We start from the raw sequence: 19,159 nt of genomic DNA on the forward strand, positions 1-19,159 counted from the left end.
CAGATAATGGCGATATATGTCATTATAAAAAATTTGGTATAAAATAATTTATTTATGGTATTTGTGCTATGGACTGCTCACATTGGCATCGTCGAGTCCGATTATTAAGCAATAAAATTAACACACCAGCATCCCATGTGTTGCCACATACACTCCGGACATATAAAGTGCTGTTCCAACTTGTAAGAAAAGAAAATTAAAGATGCAGTAGTGGGCAAGGGCTTATTAAACTAGCTGTTGGATCGGTGAAGAAACGGAAAAGAGGGACGGTGAACTGTCCCTCCGACTAAATACCTTTGATATAGACAAGATAAGTATTCCTGAAAAAACATTAGTGAGAATTGAAAAATGAATGTTTTTCAACTATTGGGTGCAAGAGTTAATGATTGGGATGGCTGCGGCGATCCTTTTTTTATTGTACTAAACCAGCTAATAGAAACTACTCAATTACTTCATTAAAGGGCGCGATTGTTGAATAAACAGTAAGAAAATGATCAATCTTTTTTATGGAAATTTTATACTTATTTAGCAAGACTCCATTTTGATCAATCTTTATTCAAAATGGAGTTTTTACATTGTCTCTAGGTAGGGGTTTGTAATTTAACTATAATCAAACTTTATTTGAAGCATAAAGTAAACAAAGTGAGGTTAGCATGGATAAAGATCAAATTATCAAAATTATATCATCGAAAATTAGATTAATTCGTCTAGAAAAAAGGTATTCTCAAGACAAAATGGCTGAAATCATGGGCATCTCAAAAAAAAACTCTTGTTCAAATTGAAAAAGGGAGATCCTTAGCTGGTTGGTCAAATTCAGTTGTAATATGTTCCTTATTTAGAGACAGTGAGATTTTACGATCTGTTTTAGGCGATGAGCCTCTGGAAGTCATTGAGACAATTGCCCACGATAGAATGGAAAAACCAAAGGATAAGACAATGGGAGGAAAAATCTGGTGGCAAGAAATTAATAAAAAGGGAAATTTTCGATTACAACAAAATTTGGTTAGCCAACATTATCGAATTATTGATGACCAACAATTTAGATGGTTTAGTTCGTTTGATAAACAAGAAACTTTAATCCGGTTAAATGAGTTATTTAATGAGGAGTGAATGAAATTTGAAAAAGTTCCTTATTTTTATCCTTTTATTTCCTGTATTTGCATATAGTTTTTTTGCAACTTCTTGGACGGGTTCGTACATTATGCTTGAAGAAAATTGGAAAGAACATATTGTTTTTACTCCTGTAAATATGAAAGAACCTCAACAAATTTATGAAATTGATAAGTTCTTTTATGCTTTAAAATACCAACCAATCATAAGTATTATTTGTATTTTATCTTTCTTGCTTTTAATAGGTATAAGTATTTCTTGGATTAAGAAATACGTTATGACACCCAAAGTATAGGAAAAAACACCTTGTGCGTTTTTTAAAGGAGGTCCATATGAAGTATTTGAACTATTTAGTGCTGTTAATACCGGTTCCTTTTCTATTCCACTATTATGAATATGAACAACATTTAAAAAATCAGGATGCACCTTTTCTTTTCATAGTTTTTTTGTTTTTTATGATCATATCAGTAATTGCTTCAAAAGACATTAAGATTATACAATTATTTATCTTAACTATTATTCAAACCTTAATATCTCTATATTTAGCATCTAAATTTATAGAAAATGATACTTATTGGTTTAAACCTTTTAATAGAGATAAAGTAGTTGATACTACGTCAAGAAAATAGACACAGATTTCTATCGCGCTTTCGCTTGGTGGCCTTCATAAAAAAATTTAAATTTATAAAGATTTAAACTTTTTTATGAAGGAGAAATCAAGCTGCGAATTTCCTGTACATTTGTTCAAATTCATTCGGTGTGTAATACCCCAATGTCGGATGAATTCGCTTGGAATTGTAAAAGAACTCAATGTATTCAAATAGTGATTTTTTTGCTTCTTCTCTTGTTTTATACTTTGTTTGGTAAACAAGCTCTCGTTTTAGAATCCCGTGAAAGGACTCAATACAAGCGTTGTCGTAACAGTTTCCTTTTCGGCTCATGCTGCCAGTCATATTGTACTGTTTTAATAGATTTTGATATTCATAAGAAGCATATTGAACACCACGATCTGAATGATGGACGACACCTTTTCCAGATTTCTGACGCTTGTACGCTATCTTTAACGCACTGATAACTAAATCTTTAGTCATGTTTTTATCCATGGCCCAGCCTACTATCTTACGAGAATACAAGTCCATTACGGTCGCCAAATACAACCAGCCCTAAATTTGTCGGAATATAAGTGATATCCGTGACCCAGAACTGGTTGGGTTTACTCGCTTTAAACTGTCGATTTAAGACGTTTTCACTTACAGGATGATGGTGCCTCGAATTGGTCGTAGCCTTGTACTTTTTGACTGTAAAAGACTTCCATTGGTTTCGTGTCATGATCCGTGAAACCGTACGGTCACTTACTTTAACACCACGCTTCTTTAGTGTTTTTGCGATTTTAACACTTCCATAACGTTGTTTGAATTCAAGGTGGGTCTTTAATATCTCTTGTGAGAGTTTTTCATGTTTCTTCTGTCTCTCACTTTTTGGGCGATTTAGCCACTTGAAGTATCCACTTTTAGAAACTCCCAAAACATTGCACATCTTCTCTACTCGGAATTGGGAGCGATTTTCATAGATGAATTCATACTTTACCGAGGGTCTTTCGCGAAGTAGTGCATCGCCTTTTTTAAGATTTCATTCTCCTCCTTGAGATCACGCATTTCCTTTTGAAGTGCTCTTAATTCAGCTTCTGCAGAAGAGAACGATTGAACAGACTTCACTCCTGGTTCTTGGCCATATTTTTTCATCCAGTTATAAATAGTATTCTCATTAACATCCATTTCTCTAGCTACCTGAGCCACAGACTTGTTGTTCTCTGCAATATACTTTACTGTTTCCTTTTTAAATGATTCATCATATCTTTTCCCAGTACCTTTTGGCATTTCGACACACCTCGTTATAGTTTTTATTTTTATTATAACAATCTGTGTCTACTTTTTAGTCTAGCATCAGTTAAATTGGTTTTGATGAATTCGAATGAGTTTCAAGAATATCTGACTTCCGCTATTGAAAACTATGCATTAGAAAAGACCTTATCTGGAAACTGGCCTAGGGAGGAATCACTAATTAACGCAAGGGCTGAATTTGTCAAACTCCTACCAAAAGGTGAAAAAACTCAAGAAAATTATTTATATAATATACAATTAGATGACCAAATAGTAGGAATGCTTTGGCTTGCGAGGAAGTCCGATGAAGATGGTTTTATTTATGATATTAATATTATGGAAGGTCATCGGGGATTAGGATATGGAAAAGTAGCGGTGAAGCTTATTGAGAAAGTCAGTAAGGAGATAGGTATTAAGAAGATAGGTCTTCAAGTTTTTGGTCATAACAAAATTGCAAGAAGATTATATGAGGATTTAGGCTATAAGATTACAAATATAAAAATGGTCAAGGAAATTATATAGTGGTGGGCTAAGTTATATATTTTTTTAGTTAATATATAGAATTTGAGGAGTTTTACTTAACAAACATGTTCGACTATGTAAGAAGCTAATAATCTATAATTAATGATCTTTAATGGAAGGGCTGCATGTATTTAGTGCCTTAAACTTGAAAGCAAAGACATTTATAATTCCCTTTATAGTAGGTAGGTCATATTTATTAGTGAATTCAACAAAATGAAGTATTAAAATAGGATCTATACTAAATCTAGATACTTAGACTTCATATCCTTCGATCTTTTGCAAGTACACTATTGTGTTTATCTGCTTGAAGGATAAATATCTTTGAGTTTCAAATCTTCAACAATAGAAGCGCATTAATCTAAAAAAAGATTGACGCACTTATTATTTAAGCTATTTGTACTAACTGAGCAGTATTTGGAAGGTGAAACATCATAATTATGGTGGGAGAGTGAGTAGATGAAAGAAAAAGTTATTGAATTCTTATTTAATCCTAAAAAATTCCGAAACATCAAGTTCCCTATCTTTTTATTATTTTTAGCACTGTTTTCATTTGGTCGTTTATATATAACAGCTGAATATATACTTTTAATTATTTTATTTGTACTAATTTCACTTTTTATTTTTATGATGTTTAAGACATTTTGGTATAACAAAATAAAGGTAGTCAAGACAAGCAAAATAGATTGGATTTTAACAGCTTCAACAATAGTTTTATTCTTTTATGGTCTTTATATTCTGATTCACCTTAGTTAGTGATAATCGTATAACGGATCTTCCACAATCAAGCGCCATTCTTGAGCAAGGATGAGCGCTCTTTATTATTTCAGAAGGTTTCTTGTATAGGATGTGGTAAATTTAGGAACTTTCTTATAGATCATTCGTAAATAAATATAGATGAGGGGGGATAAAAGTGAAAAAAGTATTGGGAGTAATTTTAACTTTATTAATAGAGACAGGTGTATTATGGGGTATATCTATAGTTTTTTCAATTGAACTTATGGAGATTTTATTCTTAGGTGGAGTATCCATATTTGCAATATTATGGATACTCCTATATTCCTCTACTCATAGTCAAAACCAATATAATGCAAATGTAAAAGGAATGACAGGGCAGGACGCTGGGGGAGTGAAATTGTTTCGATTTCGTTTATCTCCAATTACTTTAGGATTAGTGATGTTTATAGTAATAAGTTTTTGTTTAACTGTTTTTTACTACTATGATTATTTTATTTGATTTTTTTATGTTAGATCTCTGGGATTTTATAAATATGAATTATCACTAGGATCTTCCGCAAAAGGGCGCATTTGTTGGGTAATGCTACATCAGTGGGCTGTGAAATAAAAATAATATCTAAAATTCTAACGAGGAGAGGCTATTGTTAATAAAGAACAATTACAGTTTGTTAAAGTAGTAAGTTTAGCTATAATTGCTGTCAGTTTGGCGGTGATAGCTTGGAGAATGGGAGAGGTTGTCGACTATATGTATGACTTAGTTATGTTATCTGGAAATGGTTAAGCTTTCAGTTTTTCCGGCACTTTTAGTCCTTTTAGCTCTTAATAGTAAAATAGCCTGTTGCTAAAAAAAGGGGCGCAAAAACAGTAGAATTATGTTATGCCTTTAATATTATCTCGATATCGAGTCTTCAAGAAAAGGGCGCATTTCTGGAGCAAGAAATTCAAAAAAATAAGGAGAAAGAAATGATATTCGATGTAAAAGGAAAGGCATTCGCTGTATTAAAAGGTAATTGGTTTAAGGTTGTCTTTATGATGTTTTTATGTTTTTTCATTGGTGTAATCACAGGAACTGGCAGGTCTACACTCACTTTTAATAATGGAGATTTTAACTTTCGATTATTAACATTTTCAGCTTCGGATAGTATATTTGTGGTGATTTTAGGCGGTTTTATTGGTAGTATTTGTTTCTTTGCTATAGTTGATTTAATACATAACATCAAATTTAATATAAGGAAAAGGTTCCTATTAACATTTTTATATAGTTTTAAAACTAAAAGTCTTTTAATTAAAGGATTTTTAATTAACTCTCTTAATAGATTATTACAGTTTGGAATCGTGATACTCACTGCAATTGTAATAGTTAATTTTTTAACGCTTTTTATTGGGGAGCTTACTGGTATAAGAATTATAAAATTACTTGGTCTGATTTTAACTATTATAATAATAATTTGGGTGTATCTCGGTCTATCCCAGTGTATGTATTTACTTTATGAAGAACCAAAAATAAGCATATTAAACTGTATTAAGAATAGCTGTAAGATGATGAAAGGAAACCGACTCTCATTAATATCATTGTATGCAATTTTTAGTTTTTGGATTTTATTAGGCTTAATTGCCTTTGTTATAGGTGTTCTTTGGAGTTTCGCTTATTTTGAAGTAACTAAATTTGAATTTTATCAAATGCTTAAAAGAAAAGAAAAACAAAAAGAATGGCATGGTGCTTTTGAGTCATGAACTCTAAACAAAAAGTGTTTTTAATTTAACAAACAGCTAAAAGGTGCTGTCCCAAAAGCCGCAAATAGTAGAAAAATAAAAACCAAGAATGTTGATTTGTGAACTGTACCCTTAAAAATAGACAGTTTATAAAAAGACCTTTATGCACTTAATAGATGACCCCGGTATTGTTCCGGGGTCATTCTCTTTAATCCCCATTGATATCGGTATGAATTATAGTAGACCATATAATCTTCAATTACCCCTCTTAGCTGTGTGAGTGTTTGACATGAAGATGCGTCAATTTCATCTTTTAAATGGCCAAAGAATGATTCCATTGGTGCGTTATCCCAACAGTTTCCTTTACGAGACATTGATTGAATAAACCTAAGTTTCTTAAGCTTCTGTCGATATTCTGGATTTGTATAGTGAAATCCTTGATCAGAATGTAGAATAGCTTCCGGGTGAATGTTTCCGTCCAAAGCAGCAATTAAGTTATCAAGGGTTCGATAAACAAGTCTCATTTCTAATGTTGTCGATAGATAATAGGCCAAAATTTCGCGTGTAGAACCGTCTTTAACACATGACAAATAAACAGGTGTTCCATTTTCTAAATAAAGATACGTGATGTCAGTAAGTAACACTTTACCAGGCTCATTATGTACAAAGTTTCGATTTAGGATATTAGCACATGTGCGGTGTTCTTGTGTTGCTTGAGCCATTCGTTTATATGGGTTTGACCTTCTAATTTTGGACCTTAGGTTAAACTTATTCATAATACGATAGATTTTCTTGAGATTCATCACAGTAAAATAGTCATTTTCTAGAACCATTCTTATATCTCGTCCACCTGATTTACCATTTTTTTCATCGTAGACTTGTTTTATAAGTTTAAAATCCTGTTCATCCTTACGTTCTCTTTGGATACGCTTAGGTTCAGCCTTAAGCCAGGCATAATAACTTTTGCGTTTTACTGCAGCTAATTCACACAGATAGGAAATCATCCTAACCAGACCATGTTTACGAATGGTGGCCTCAATTAGTTGGAACTTCTCTGATAATGTTAGTCTTGTTTCTTCGCCTTCCTCTCTAGTTCTTCTAACTTTTTTAAGAAATCGTTTTCCATCTCTAAGAAGGCTATACGTGCTTCAGCTTTTTTTAGTTTGTCTTCTAATGTAGGATCCTTCGAAGATGGACGTCCTGTGCTTCCTTTTCCGCGACGCTCATTTTTAAAACCTTTTTCACCATACTTTTCATAAGTTTTTCGCCAACGTTTTAAACATTGTTGAGGCTTTTCTGGTCCAATTATGTCTAGATCAAATCCATATTCAATGAAAATATCTTTTGGCCCTTTGCCATTTTGGTTTTCCTTAATGGCAGCAATTTTAAATTCAGGTTTGTATGAGATCGAACGATCTGATACATGATTAACATTTGGGTTGTTCTCAAGTTGTTTACGTTGAAATTCATTAAAAATAATTTTACTCATATTAGTTCCCCGTTCTCTCTATTTGTTTTAATTATAACGGGTTTTCTATGATAAAACATAAAAATCCCGAATAATGGACTTTTTTATAAGTGTCCATTATTCGGGATACAGTTCATTAACAGTATTCTAGTGTTTTTCATTAATATGCTTATTAGTCAAAATTGGACTTTTTGATAGCTCCTTTTTCATGCAGTTAATCCTTCATTATTTTAAGTGAACACAATCAGGATCTTATTCCTCAAATTGGAGTGAAAACTATAGTTTATTATGTAATAACTTTTATATTATCTTGAAATTGAGTCTTCAAGATAAGGGCGCCATTCTTGAATAAGGATGGCGCTTGTTTTTCATTTAAAGGGCCAGATTGTTGAATAACGTGTGTGAATAATAAGCTAAAACTATGAAGGAATGTAGTTAAAATAATTGTGCAGGTTTATTTAACACCAAATGATCATGTATTATAGTGTTAAGATGACGGCTTTCAAAGGAAGATTAAATTGAAGAATAGATTTACAATTGGAGAAATGGCTAAACTTCATAATATGACGTTAAAAACTCTTCGATATTATGATGAAATTGATTTATTGAAACCTATATATACAGATGAAAACAATGGCTATAGATATTATTCAACAGAACAATTTGAACAGTTGAATACCATTCACTATTTAAAGGAATTAGGCTTTTCATTAAAGGAAATTAAAGGACATCTGGATCACAGGAATATCGAAGGTTTTTTAATTCTATTAGAGGAGCAGAAACGATTAACAGAAGAAAAAATTAAAAAACTAGAGCAAATTAATAGCAGGTTTCAAAATAGAATAAAGGACATTAAACGGGCACGAGCAATAAAGGAATTGGATGTTCCATTCATAAAAAGGATGGAAGAAAGAAGGATAGTAAGGTTAATGGAAAGAATCAGTTCAGAACCAGAGCTGGAAGTTTCCCTGCGGCAATTAGAGAGTCAGTCCAATAGGAGTTCTTCTATATTCATTGGGGGAGTGGGTCTTACCTTAAGTATTAATAATATAGTAAACAACAAATTCAATGAATATAACTCAATATTTATTTTAATTGAAGAAGATGATATTCAGAGTCCTTTAGTGGCCACCATTCCAGAAGGAATGTATGTTTGTATTTATTATAACGGTAATCATAGCGCTTCCCCTGAACATTATCGAGCCTTACTGAATTTTATTAATGATAATGGTTTCGAAATTATCGGGGACTCCATTGAAAGAACAATAATAGACCATTATATCTCCGGTAGTAAAGAAGACTATTTGACAGAAATACAAATACCAATAAAGTATTGACCCTCACCTAACGGGAGGGTCTATATTTTTAGAATAGGAAAATAGTTAAAAGGAGAAATAATTATGTTTGGAACAATCTTTAATACAATGATGATACTAATAGGTAGCATTGTCGGTAGCATCTTTAAAAAGGGAATAAAAGATGAATATCATAACATTCTAATGCAGGCTATGGGGTTAGTTGCATTGGGGTTAGGAATTAATGCGTTAGTAGAACATTTACCTTCTAGTAAATATCCTGTACTTTTTATAATAAGTTTAGCAGCAGGGGGATTGCTTGGTCAAAGGATGGATTTGGAATCAAAATTTAATGCTTTAGTTAATAAGTATTCCAAGGGTAATTTAGCTGAAGGGTTAGCGACTGCTATCTTATTATTTTGTATCGGAACACTATCGATTATTGGTCCTGTTGAGGCAGCGTTAAAGGGAGATTATACGTATCTTCTTGCAAATGGGATACTGGATGGAATTACTTCTATTGTTTTAGCATCCACATTTGGCATTGGTATTGCTGTTTCAGGAATTGTTTTATTTATTTGGCAGGGTTCGATTTATTTAATTGCTATTTTAATGGAGAACTCCATAAATAATGATCTTCTAAACGAAGTGACCATTGTAGGAGGTATATTAATCATAGCATCAGGTTTAAGTATTTTGGGGATTAAGAAATGTAATACCTTAAATCTTCTACCATCAATAATAATTCCTCCACTTGTTTTTTTTGTTATGCATTTATTCAATTTATAATATCTGCCTATATATTGCACTTAAGGGGAAACGTTAATTCAATAACAATCTTCAGCAATCTAAGCGCTTATCTTGAATAAAGATAAGTGCTTTTCATGTTAAGGGCCATTATAGGGAATAACACTTATTGGGCAAACTGGGGTTGAAGAAAGAATGATATAATAAATTTCATTATTTTACTGTTTTGCATTGGAGGCACTTAACTTGGAAATGAGAATAGCAAGTAAAGAAGATATAAAGGGCGTATTAAGAGTTTATGTTGATAGTTGGAGGACTACTTATCGTGGTCTAGTACCTGACGATTATCTGGACGAATTATCGTACGAAGATGCAGAAAAAAGATGGATTGATTTTTTAAATAACGAAAATGAACCTTTTATTTATGTTGCAATTAGTAATACAGGGAAAATTATAGGTTTTGCATCAGGTAAAAGTATTGATGAAAATAATTTTGATGGAGAACTATATTCGCTTTATCTCTTACAGGAATGTAGAGGATTAGGTGTTGGTAGGCAGCTTGTTTCAGCTATTGCTAAACATTTTAAAGAAAAATGTATTTATTCTATGATGGTTTGGGTAATGAAACAGAATAAATCTGGACTTGGTTTTTATGAACGTATGGGAGGAAAAGAATATATTCATAGGACTAGTACGTTTGGAGGAGCAGCAGTAGAGGATGTTGCGTATGGCTGGAAGAATATTTCAGAATTATGTATTGAGTAAGAGTAACAAAGATATACATATGTGGCTTTAGTAAAGTGTTCTTTTCAAATTTCATATTTCCGTTATTCAAGAATAGGGCGCTTTTCTGGAACAATGAAAAGTGCTTATTTCTGTTTGAAAAAAATAGAATTGATGGAAATTACGAAGTAATAAAAAAAGCCTGTAAAAATACAAGCTCAAAATTTGTTTGGTTTTTTGACTTTTATAGAAGCTACTTCACCACAGCTTTTACAAATGGTGAATATTAGAGGTGAGCCATTAGAAAAGGGATTATCTATGGGCTTCAAACTTGTATAACCATTACCTAATTGTCCTTCAGAGAAACTTTGACTACCGCAGGCCTTACATATCATTTGCGTGTCTATGGGAATCAACTCCTAACAATTGTATTTGTTATCAAATACGATTGAAATGATCAAAAGTTCCAAAAAAATACAAATTAGTTGATGGTCTTAATGTATGGTGTTATGTCGAAGTTCGAAGAATCAGTAAAGGAGTGATCTTCAGCAAAAAGGCGCAATACTTTAACAAGGATTGTGTAATTTCATATTTGACACAAATTGCGCAGCAACTACAACAAAAAAATGGAACAGTTATTACTGATCCATTTTGGCTCTTATTTTTTCATGTTTTTGTATACCGATATTTAAAATTAAAGCTACCATGCTCCAAATGAGTAGCACCGTAGAAATTATTACTACTGGCCAATATAACATTGGAGATAAGCTTGCTGTTGCTGTAATACTTCGTAAGCCTAAACCTACAAGAAACACAGCAAGTAGTAAAGGTAAATTTTTAATCATTATAGTCACCTCAAATTTTTAATATTGTTAAATTATAACATGTAAGATTATTTAAAATTAGTATTATTTTATGTATTATGCTTACTTCGTAGTTCAAAGATATTATGTATTAGCTTATTCAAGTAAAGGGCGCATTTCCGGAATAAGGATCTGCGCTTATTTTGCATGAAAAGGGCCATTTAATTGAATAAAGCATAATGAATTAACTGGATTGGTTGTTTAACAAGAAAAGGATATTAAAATGGTTTTATAGAATTAATTTATGAAATTCATTTTCTTGGAGGGTGACTGAATGGCAGAATTGATTTATCATGTTGCAGTTTCACTAGATAACTTTATTGCGGATCAAGGTATGTTAGAAGGGGATTTAATATATTTTTGTTTTTGGGTATTTTACTCATTTTGTTCGGTGCTTTTTTGCTAGGGTTAACAATTGATCAATTCGGTGATTTAGGTAATATTATTATGAATATAATTGGTATTGGTTGTCTATTAGTTGGTGCTCTATTAGGAAAAAAGAAAAATTAATAATCTATTTAAAGATTGACTTTTAGCTCTTCAACAATCAAACGCTATCCTGACAAGGAACAGTGCTTACTTTATCATAGTTGCATAATAGAGGTGTGGGCATCTTGAAAAGAAAATATCCTATATTATTCTCAATTGTATTAATTGGATTACTATCTGCGTGTAGTTTTTCTGAAGATGATAATCAAGGAGTAGTAATTGAAACAGAAAATTCTAACTTTATAGGAACAATCAAGGAAATCAACGGTCACAGGGCACTCGTTTATGCCAAAATATTTGAGGGAAACCCAGAAGGTGATGTGTTTGTTGACCTTTCTGTAAATAATACAAAAACATTCAAGGTCGGGGACAAGATAAAGGTAGAATTTGATGGAACGGTTTTAGAATCATATCCTGCCCAAATTAATACACTTTCTGTTGAATTGATTGAGTAATATATAGAAAGATTTTGCCGCGAACTAAAGCGCTTTAATCAATATTGATCATCAACAATCAAGCCCTTATCTTGAATAAAGGTAAGGGCTTTTTATAGTACTTAAAGGAATAGAGCGGGTTAGTTCAACAACCAATTTAAGGAAATTATGCTATTATATAGTTAATAGTCAATAAAAAGGAGAATTGGAAGTGGCTTATGAATTTGTACTAACATACATCTTTACTTTCCTTGTACTAGTTATAATCATTCAGCTTTATATTAAAACATATTTACCAAAAGGTAAAGCAGGCAAGAAAAAAGGATATACAATTTTACTCATTCAAAGTTTTATCATTTCAGTTCTCCTTACTTGGGTTATGTAGATATTATTAAGCTAAAGGTGCAAAAGTTAAAGTTTGGAATTTCTTTTTTAGTGGCTTATTTCCTTGTTCGAACTAATGAGCAAGGTAGAGTATAAGTTTATATACTAGTGAGCTGCTAGTTTGAATAAAACCTCCCCATATCTCACCACAAATAAAGATATACTCTAAATAAGGAGGACAGTCTAAAATGGAATTCAAAATTGGGAACGGTGCTATTGTTCTACCTCCCTTACACATTACGATTATCGCAATAATAATTATTATCTTGTTAGTAAAATGGAGTAAGCGATTAGAAACACGACGTTTTACGGTTTTCTTTTATTTTCTGATTAGCACATACATTGCCCCAATTTATTCTCTAAGTACAAAAGAGGGTATTTTTCAGCTATGGCTTCCCTTGGGATTTATAGTAGTGTTCCTTTACTTGTTTCGTAGTAAAAGAAACCATTCATCTAAACTAAAAGCGAGTTTCCTAGGACTTTGTATAGCCATATATCAGTTAATTCATATTTATATGAAGTAGTTTTGTTCTTCAACAGGTGCGTTAATTAAATAAGGATAGCTGATATTTTGTGTGTAAGGCCAGATTTCAACATAGGATAACTGGACCTTTTAATATATCTTTTCAGATAATTGTTCATCTTAAATAAAAATATTATGGAGGTATATTTATGTGGATACTATTAGGAATTATTGCAATAGTAGCAACTTTTATAAATCTTTATAGGTATAAAACAGGAAAAGATTATAAACTTGCAATGGCAATGGGATTATCATTTACAGCATTGACACTCTGTGCAGAATATAGCCTTGTATCTAATTGGGTAAAAAGTGAAGATTGGCCAGCTTTATTGGATGTTGTACCTACTATGGAAAAGGCATTATGGTTTTTGACAATTGTTTCAATCGTACTAAATATAGCACCTATACTTTTAGAACTAAAAAATAAAAAATAATTACTTATTGTCGCACTATTTATATAATATGCAATTATTGTGTAAATCTTTATGTATAACTAACGGGCACATGTAATGAACACGAATTAATAGATTGCAGCGTCAACCTTATTTCCTTTTTGGTCTTCGACTAATTGCCATTTAGAGAAATAATGAATTCAGTTACATAAAATGATGAAACGGTATTTTATTTATTTGGAATTTATCAGGGGAAAGAAGATGAAGGGTTTATTGTTTGCCATTGTAGGTGCAATAGGGTACTTGTTTAGTAATAAGTTTTTTACACAAGACTTAGAGATTAATTATTTGGTTCCTGATCAGAAATTTCATCCTCTAAGAAAGATTGTGTGAATTCTTGCATTTATAATCTCCTTTAAATACCTCTTGTTAAGAAGGAAGGTTACTATATTCACGAATAGCACTTAGATTGTTGAAGAACACTAAACCAAAATAAACGTCTATATCCCTCGATAATACTGGAATAAGACGTTTTTTTACTATCATTTGAAAGAATGATAAGGTTTTGAAAACGTTAAATCCTATCTAGCATTCTCCTCGTAACTGGCATAAAATAATTAAGTAATACTCCACCAAAACAAACTGTAAGTACAGTTCCAACACCAATTGGTCCTTTGAATAATAATGCCATAATTAAGAATACAAAATAAATGAGTGTTCTCGAAAACAGTATATTAGTTCTGGTTAATTCTTGAATGATTAAAGTTAAACGATCGATTGGAATAGGAGCAAAATTTGTGTGTAAATATATCGCAGTCCCCATTCCAATTAGAACCATGCCGATTCCAAAGCAAACCAGTTTACTAGATAATAGTTCAGGTGTTAGTAAGTTGTGTAATAGTAAAATCCACATATCAATACCAATACCCGTGATAAAAGCTGTTACCAAACCCAACAATTCAGGTTTTTGTCTTTTTATAAATGAATTACAGCCTATCAGTATGAAAGCTATAATGATCTCCCAGCTGCCCACCGTTAGCCCAACGTTTAAGGATAAACCAACCAAAAGTGCATCAAAAGGTGATGTACCAAGATCAGATTGGATTGTGAATGAAATACCAAGCGTTAAGGTGAAAATTCCTGCTACATAAAAAGCATATTTCACTTAAACCATTCTCTTCATTTTTATTTAGAAGTTAGTTCTTTTACCATTAAAATGTGGGGGATTCCCTCTTCCATAAATATAGGAGAAGAGGTTTGGTACCCAAGTTTTTTATAAAAACCCTCTGCCTGTGTTTGTCCGTGTAATTTGACCTGCAATATTCCTTCTTCTTCTGCAATTTCTTCCAATGCTTTAATCATAACTTTACCTAGTCCAAATTTACGAAATGGCTTTAGGATACAAATTCTTTCTAATTTTCCAAAGCCATCTGCTACTCTTAGTCTTCCTGTTCCGACTGGTTGATCATTGTAATGAACTAATATATGCTCACAAAGTCCATTCAGTGTATCAAATTGATCAAATTCACCTTCTAAAGGGACACCTTGTTCCTTCACAAATACTTCTTTTCGAATAGCAAATGCTGCCTTTAAATCTTCATCAAGCGTAATTCTTTTTACATTCATTTTTTTCAGTCCTTATAGAGTAATGAGGTCATTTTATTGCAAATACAACAAAAATAGAATACATTTAATTTATATCACTTTTATTGTAAATGCAACAAAAAAAGTTAGGGAGATAAATCATGAGAGAAATTTTGCGTGAAATTGGCATGATCGCCAGGGCATTAGATTCTATAAGTAATATAGAATTTAAAGAATATGATCTGACAAAAGGCCAGTATTTATATCTTGTGCGAATATGTGAAAATCCGGGAATCATTCAAGAAAAAGTAGCTGAGATGATAAAAGTAGATCGAACAACAGCAGCTCGTGCTATTAAAAAACTTGAAATGAATGGCTTTATTGAAAAGAAAGAGGATGAGTATAATAAAAAAATTAAAAGACTCTTTCCTACAGAGAAAGGGAATCAAGTTTATCCTTTTATTAAAAGAGAAAATGATTATTCGAATATGGTTGCACAAGAGGGGTTTTCCGAGGAAGATACAGAAACTATTTACAATCTCCTTCATAGAGTAAGAAAAAATATTGAAAAAGACTGGGAATTTGTAAAAAAAGGAAACAAGAGAAATTATTGAGGATATAAAGGAGCCGTATATTTATATGAATATAACTTTAAAACAGTGTAATCTGGAGGATTTACACAAACTCCAGGAAATTAGTTACGAAACATTTAATGAAACCTTTAAAGATCAGAATTCACCTGAAAGTATGAAGGCTTATTTGGAAAAGGCTTTTAACGTAAAACAATTAGAAAAAGAATTATCCAATACTTCTTCACAATTCTATTTTGTTTTTTATAGTAATGAAGTCGCAGGGTACTTAAAGATCAATAAGAATGATGCTCAAACTGAAAAAATGGGTGAAGAATCAGTTGAAATTGAGAGGATATATATCAAAAAGAAATTCCAAAAACACGGGCTTGGGAAATATATGATAACTAAAGCAATAGAACTGGCACGTAAGGAGAATAAAAAGAAAATATGGCTCGGTGTATGGGAAAAGAATGAAAATGCGATTGGTTTTTATAAGAAAATGGGGTTTGTCCAAACTGGAAAACACGCTTTTTATATGGGTGATGAAGAACAAACGGACTTTATTATGAGCAAATTACTTATCTAGCTTATCGAGCGGTTATATTGGCAAAATAATTATATCTTAAATAATTAAAGAGATTGGTTTAATTAATTTCTTTTTCTTATTCGACTAATGTATGAAATCCAGATGATTCCAATAGAAATTGTTGTTATTTACCAGTCAAGTTTGTATATTAAGGATAGAGATGTATGAAAGGGGAATTGAGATTCTACATGTGGCAAACTCTGTAATGAAATAAATTGATAACTTTCTAAGGGAGTAGTCTGTCTATTTATTGGATATTCATTATAAAATAGGGACGAGTGGTGTGGAGTTATGTATTACCCAATACTTGGCAGATACTTTTATGGTGTCTGCTTTTCATTTTTATAAGAAACTGCATCTCTATTACCAATATCATTATGTCCTGTTCATATGGAGGGTAAAATAATGAGTCATACTCAAAAGAAAATGGCAGTTATTACAGGAGCAAGCAGTCAAAAAGATATCGGTACAGCCATTTGCCGTAAGTTAGCATCACAGGATATTGATATTTTCTTTACCCACTGGAATTCTGAAGCTGCATGGATAGAAAGGTTTCAAGAAGAACTTTTACAAAAAGGTGTCAGCAGTGTGGCAATGGAAATAGATTTATCAGATGAAAACGCTGCTTACAAAATTTTTGAAGAAGTTGAGGATAAATTAGGATATCCATCAATCCTCATTAATAATGCAGCTCATTCTACCAGTAATGATTATTTATCATTAGATGCTAAAACACTTGATGAACATTATACGGTTAATATGAGATCAAATTTTCTTCTTTGTGTTGAATTTGCACGTCGATTTAAAGAAGCAAATTTAAATTCAGGAAGAATCATCAATATGACATCAGGGCAGGATTTAGGTCCAATGCCCGGAGAGTTAGCCTATGCAGCAACAAAAGGTGCTATTTCTGCTTTTACCAGGTCATTATCACAAGAACTTGCACCATTAGGAATAACTGTTAATGCTGTAAACCCGGGACCAACTGATTCTACATGGATGAATGATGAAATAAGAGCATTTCTATTACCTAAATTCCCAATGGGACGTATTGGTACACCGGATGATGTAGCAAAAATAATTTCTTTTCTTGCAAGTGATGAAGCTGAATGGATTACTGGACAAATTATTCATTCAGAAGGTGGATTTATACGAGGATAAGCTCATAAAATAAACGATGAAATCACAAAGATGTACCAATGTAGAAAAGAATACATTGGTACATCTTTTAGTAGGTATAGTTTTTATAATGATTTGTTGGTTTTTATCACTGATATGAAGAACAAAACTCATATCGAACTCAACCGAAATGTCTTTCATCACTAGTATGAAGAACAAAACTCATATCGAACTAGTCCGAAATGTCTTTCATCACTAGTATGAAGAACAAAACTCATATCAAGCTAATCCGAAATGTCTTTCATTACTAGTATGAAGAAGAAAATTCATATCAAGCTCATTCGAAATGTCTTTCATCACTAGTATGAAGAACAAAACTCATATCGAACTCATTCGAAATGTCTTTCATCACTAGTATGAAGAACAAAACTCATATCGAACTCATCCGAAATGTCTTTCATCACTAGTATGAAGAACAAAACTCATATCAAGCTCATTCGAAATGTCTTTCATCGCTAGTATGAAGAACAAAACTCATATCAAGTCCATCCGAAATGTCTTTCATCACTAGTATGAAGAACAAACTCATATCGAGCTCATCCGAAATGTCTTTCATCACTAGTATGAAGAACAAAACTCATATCAAGCTCATCCGAAATGTCTTTCATCACTAGTATGAAGAACAAAACTCATATCAAGCTCATTCGAAATGTACGTTAAAAAGGGGTATTTTAAATGGTGCCTCATTTAGTAACTTTAATATAACTGGGGTTGAAAAAGGTTCAACTAAAAAGGAAGGGAAAAGATTAGTTGATCATTTCCCTTCCTTTTTGATTTTGGATTTTTTAGAGCCTGCATCAATATTTTATAGTACACGGTCCAAAAGCAGAGATTTAGGTTCACTAGGGAAGAAAAGTGACTAAAAATTAATCATGCTTGTTGTTACCGCAAATGAATGTTAGTTCATTGATGATGTTATTTACAGAAGTAAAAGTTTCATCGATTGTTTGGTTAATCTTTTCTGTTTGAGGATGATTTTTGTCAATCTTTCCAATTATGATGCTTTTCCATTGTAAAAAATTTTTCATTACGATCACCTCCTATGTGCAGTATAGAACATGACGTTACGTGATTTTCAACCTAAAATGTACTTAATTAAATAAATTGAGCCAATGAGACAACATATCCAAATGTAAAATAATATACCAGTCTTCCGGAAATGCTTAACGCTTATTAAGGATAAGCACTATTTATCATTATAAGGACTAATTCAAGAATGATTATTTTAGGAAAGTGGAAACTTTGAAAAAGAATTAATTTATTCTTTTATCTTTTGAGTGTGCTACAAATTATCGGGATTGTGTTACTATAGTGTTATTCTAAACTGTCAGAATGAATTGAGTCATGTGAACTAATTGGAGATTAAATTGGTATTGAGGAAGTAAGTTTAATAGAAGTAAGGGAGGGATGACAATAGTGAATATAAAACAACCCTATGCCATAGATAAAGCTGGTGAAGAAGACATAAGTCAGGTTATTGAATTTATGATGAAAATAAGAAGTGAAGTTTTTCCGATGCTCTCACAAGACCAACTCCCGCCAGACTTACTCCATTTTAGGCAACATTATATCCAACGGGAAAATGCTGCAGTGTTTTCAGCACGAATGCCTGATGGGACTTTGATCGGAACAATCGGTATTGTTCCTTACGATGGAAGATTCCATCAATTAGAAGGCTTTTACAACAATATTCCAACTGCTGAAATTGTGAAATGCTACATAGATTCGACGTATAGACGCTTAAAAATTGGAACGACACTGTTTCGGGAAGCGTTGAAGTTTAGTGAAGGTGCCGGATATCAAAGACTTTATTTACATACACATCCTTTTTTACCTGGAGCGATATCGTTTTGGGAAAATCAAGGATTTAAGGTAAGCTTAGCTGAAGATGATCCAATCTGGAAAACAGTACATATGGATATGAGTTTGAATGTACATAAGTAGAAAAACAAAAGGGAGT

At 32.1% G+C, this 19,159-nt stretch carries 22 protein-coding genes and 3 pseudogenes; 19 read left to right on the forward strand and 6 right to left on the reverse strand.

All coding sequences use genetic code 11. The features are described from left to right. Window positions 1–653 precede the first annotated feature (653 nt). A pseudogene (locus HWV59_RS27005) lies at window positions 654–1,110 on the forward strand (helix-turn-helix transcriptional regulator). 7 nt (window positions 1,111–1,117) lie between these two features. Continuing rightward, a complete protein-coding gene (locus tag HWV59_RS07145; RefSeq protein ID WP_175638439.1) occupies window positions 1,118–1,405 on the forward strand; it encodes a DUF4306 domain-containing protein in 288 nt (95 codons plus the stop codon). 421 nt (window positions 1,406–1,826) lie between these two features. On the opposite strand, the pseudogene HWV59_RS07150 reads toward HWV59_RS07145, so the two are convergent. Further along, a pseudogene (locus HWV59_RS07150) lies at window positions 1,827–2,987 on the reverse strand (IS3 family transposase). An 84-nt stretch (window positions 2,988–3,071) separates the two neighbouring features. Here HWV59_RS07150 and HWV59_RS07155 point away from each other — a divergent pair. The 4 genes from HWV59_RS07155 to HWV59_RS07170 all read left to right on the forward strand — a co-directional run bounded on the left by HWV59_RS07155 (window position 3,072) and on the right by HWV59_RS07170 (window position 5,981). Further along, the gene (locus tag HWV59_RS07155; RefSeq protein ID WP_175640000.1) at window positions 3,072–3,512 is read left to right on the forward strand and encodes a GNAT family N-acetyltransferase; all 441 of its coding nucleotides are present in this window, start codon (window positions 3,072–3,074) and stop codon (window positions 3,510–3,512) included. 456 nt (window positions 3,513–3,968) lie between these two features. Continuing rightward, the gene (locus tag HWV59_RS07160) at window positions 3,969–4,265 is read left to right on the forward strand and encodes a hypothetical protein (protein ID WP_175638440.1); all 297 of its coding nucleotides are present in this window, start codon (window positions 3,969–3,971) and stop codon (window positions 4,263–4,265) included. Window positions 4,266–4,422: 157 nt separating this feature from the next. Continuing rightward, complete coding sequence (locus HWV59_RS07165) at window positions 4,423–4,746, forward strand: hypothetical protein (RefSeq protein ID WP_175638441.1); 324 nt, start codon at window positions 4,423–4,425, stop codon at window positions 4,744–4,746. Between the two features lie 464 nt (window positions 4,747–5,210). Continuing rightward, window positions 5,211–5,981 carry a DUF975 family protein gene (locus HWV59_RS07170; RefSeq protein ID WP_175638442.1) on the forward strand — a complete coding sequence of 257 codons (771 nt, stop codon included), beginning with the start codon at window positions 5,211–5,213 and terminating at the stop codon, window positions 5,979–5,981. Window positions 5,982–6,121: 140 nt separating this feature from the next. On the opposite strand, the gene HWV59_RS07175 is transcribed toward HWV59_RS07170, so the two are convergent. Further along, window positions 6,122–7,449 (reverse strand): IS3 family transposase gene (locus HWV59_RS07175; protein WP_175638443.1). Its coding sequence is split into 2 segments (ribosomal slippage): window positions 6,122–7,080 and window positions 7,080–7,449, totalling 1,329 coding nucleotides; the frame shifts between segments, so codons are not numbered across the junction. A 497-nt stretch (window positions 7,450–7,946) separates the two neighbouring features. On the opposite strand from HWV59_RS07175, the gene HWV59_RS07180 reads away from it, so the two are divergent. The 3 genes from HWV59_RS07180 (at window position 7,947) to HWV59_RS07190 (ending at window position 10,235) form a co-directional block, all read left to right on the forward strand. Beyond that, complete coding sequence (locus HWV59_RS07180; RefSeq protein ID WP_035198865.1) at window positions 7,947–8,765, forward strand: MerR family transcriptional regulator; 819 nt, start codon at window positions 7,947–7,949, stop codon at window positions 8,763–8,765. 63 nt (window positions 8,766–8,828) lie between these two features. Continuing rightward, entirely contained in the window at window positions 8,829–9,512 is a 684-nt protein-coding gene (locus HWV59_RS07185; RefSeq protein ID WP_175638444.1) for a DUF554 domain-containing protein, read from the forward strand. Between the two features lie 210 nt (window positions 9,513–9,722). After that, window positions 9,723–10,235 (forward strand): GNAT family N-acetyltransferase, encoded by a 513-nt coding sequence (locus HWV59_RS07190; RefSeq protein WP_035198894.1) that lies wholly within the window; start codon window positions 9,723–9,725, stop codon window positions 10,233–10,235. 596 nt (window positions 10,236–10,831) lie between these two features. Here HWV59_RS07190 and HWV59_RS07195 read toward each other — a convergent pair. After that, entirely contained in the window at window positions 10,832–11,038 is a 207-nt protein-coding gene (locus tag HWV59_RS07195; RefSeq protein ID WP_062687344.1) for a hypothetical protein, read from the reverse strand. A gap of 292 nt (window positions 11,039–11,330) precedes the next feature. Here HWV59_RS07195 and HWV59_RS27380 point away from each other — a divergent pair. The 6 genes and pseudogenes from HWV59_RS27380 to HWV59_RS27265 all read left to right on the forward strand — a co-directional run. Continuing rightward, window positions 11,331–11,408 (forward strand): annotated as a pseudogene (locus tag HWV59_RS27380) (dihydrofolate reductase family protein); the annotation flags it as partial. Between the two features lie 8 nt (window positions 11,409–11,416). Continuing rightward, window positions 11,417–11,566, forward strand: coding sequence for a serine kinase (locus tag HWV59_RS07205; protein ID WP_235991683.1), 150 nt, complete (start codon window positions 11,417–11,419; stop codon window positions 11,564–11,566). A 104-nt stretch (window positions 11,567–11,670) separates the two neighbouring features. After that, window positions 11,671–12,000 carry a DUF3221 domain-containing protein gene (locus HWV59_RS07210; RefSeq protein ID WP_175638445.1) on the forward strand — a complete coding sequence of 110 codons (330 nt, stop codon included), beginning with the start codon at window positions 11,671–11,673 and terminating at the stop codon, window positions 11,998–12,000. Between the two features lie 190 nt (window positions 12,001–12,190). Further along, complete coding sequence (locus HWV59_RS07215) at window positions 12,191–12,364, forward strand: hypothetical protein (RefSeq protein WP_175638446.1); 174 nt, start codon at window positions 12,191–12,193, stop codon at window positions 12,362–12,364. A gap of 671 nt (window positions 12,365–13,035) precedes the next feature. After that, a complete protein-coding gene (locus tag HWV59_RS07220; protein ID WP_175638447.1) occupies window positions 13,036–13,320 on the forward strand; it encodes a hypothetical protein in 285 nt (94 codons plus the stop codon). Between the two features lie 219 nt (window positions 13,321–13,539). After that, window positions 13,540–13,671 carry a hypothetical protein gene (locus HWV59_RS27265; RefSeq protein WP_268921756.1) on the forward strand — a complete coding sequence of 44 codons (132 nt, stop codon included), beginning with the start codon at window positions 13,540–13,542 and terminating at the stop codon, window positions 13,669–13,671. Window positions 13,672–13,852: 181 nt separating this feature from the next. On the opposite strand, the gene HWV59_RS07225 is transcribed toward HWV59_RS27265, so the two are convergent. Continuing rightward, window positions 13,853–14,443 (reverse strand): YczE/YyaS/YitT family protein, encoded by a 591-nt coding sequence (locus HWV59_RS07225; protein WP_175638448.1) that lies wholly within the window; start codon window positions 14,441–14,443, stop codon window positions 13,853–13,855. Window positions 14,444–14,463: 20 nt separating this feature from the next. Further along, complete coding sequence (locus HWV59_RS07230; RefSeq protein WP_175638449.1) at window positions 14,464–14,904, reverse strand: GNAT family N-acetyltransferase; 441 nt, start codon at window positions 14,902–14,904, stop codon at window positions 14,464–14,466. A 119-nt stretch (window positions 14,905–15,023) separates the two neighbouring features. Here HWV59_RS07230 and HWV59_RS07235 point away from each other — a divergent pair, with 119 nt between their 5' ends. The 3 genes from HWV59_RS07235 to HWV59_RS07245 all read left to right on the forward strand — a co-directional run bounded on the left by HWV59_RS07235 (window position 15,024) and on the right by HWV59_RS07245 (window position 17,181). Then, window positions 15,024–15,476: a MarR family winged helix-turn-helix transcriptional regulator gene (locus HWV59_RS07235; protein WP_175638450.1), complete on the forward strand. Its 453-nt coding sequence runs from the start codon at window positions 15,024–15,026 to the stop codon at window positions 15,474–15,476. Window positions 15,477–15,501: 25 nt separating this feature from the next. After that, on the forward strand, window positions 15,502–16,020 hold the full coding sequence (locus HWV59_RS07240; protein ID WP_175638451.1) for a GNAT family N-acetyltransferase: 519 nt from the start codon (window positions 15,502–15,504) through the stop codon (window positions 16,018–16,020). 405 nt (window positions 16,021–16,425) lie between these two features. Next, window positions 16,426–17,181, forward strand: a complete 756-nt coding sequence (locus HWV59_RS07245) for an SDR family oxidoreductase (protein ID WP_175638452.1) — start codon at window positions 16,426–16,428, stop codon at window positions 17,179–17,181. A gap of 884 nt (window positions 17,182–18,065) precedes the next feature. On the opposite strand, the gene HWV59_RS07250 is transcribed toward HWV59_RS07245, so the two are convergent. Continuing rightward, window positions 18,066–18,227 (reverse strand): hypothetical protein, encoded by a 162-nt coding sequence (locus tag HWV59_RS07250; RefSeq protein ID WP_175638453.1) that lies wholly within the window; start codon window positions 18,225–18,227, stop codon window positions 18,066–18,068. A 388-nt stretch (window positions 18,228–18,615) separates the two neighbouring features. Here HWV59_RS07250 and HWV59_RS07255 point away from each other — a divergent pair, with 388 nt between their 5' ends. Beyond that, complete coding sequence (locus HWV59_RS07255; protein ID WP_235991685.1) at window positions 18,616–19,143, forward strand: GNAT family N-acetyltransferase; 528 nt, start codon at window positions 18,616–18,618, stop codon at window positions 19,141–19,143. The last annotated feature ends 16 nt before the right edge of the window (window positions 19,144–19,159 follow it).

This window comes from Metabacillus schmidteae, assembly GCF_903166545.1.
Taxonomy (GTDB): Bacteria; Bacillota; Bacilli; order Bacillales; family Bacillaceae; genus Metabacillus; species Metabacillus schmidteae.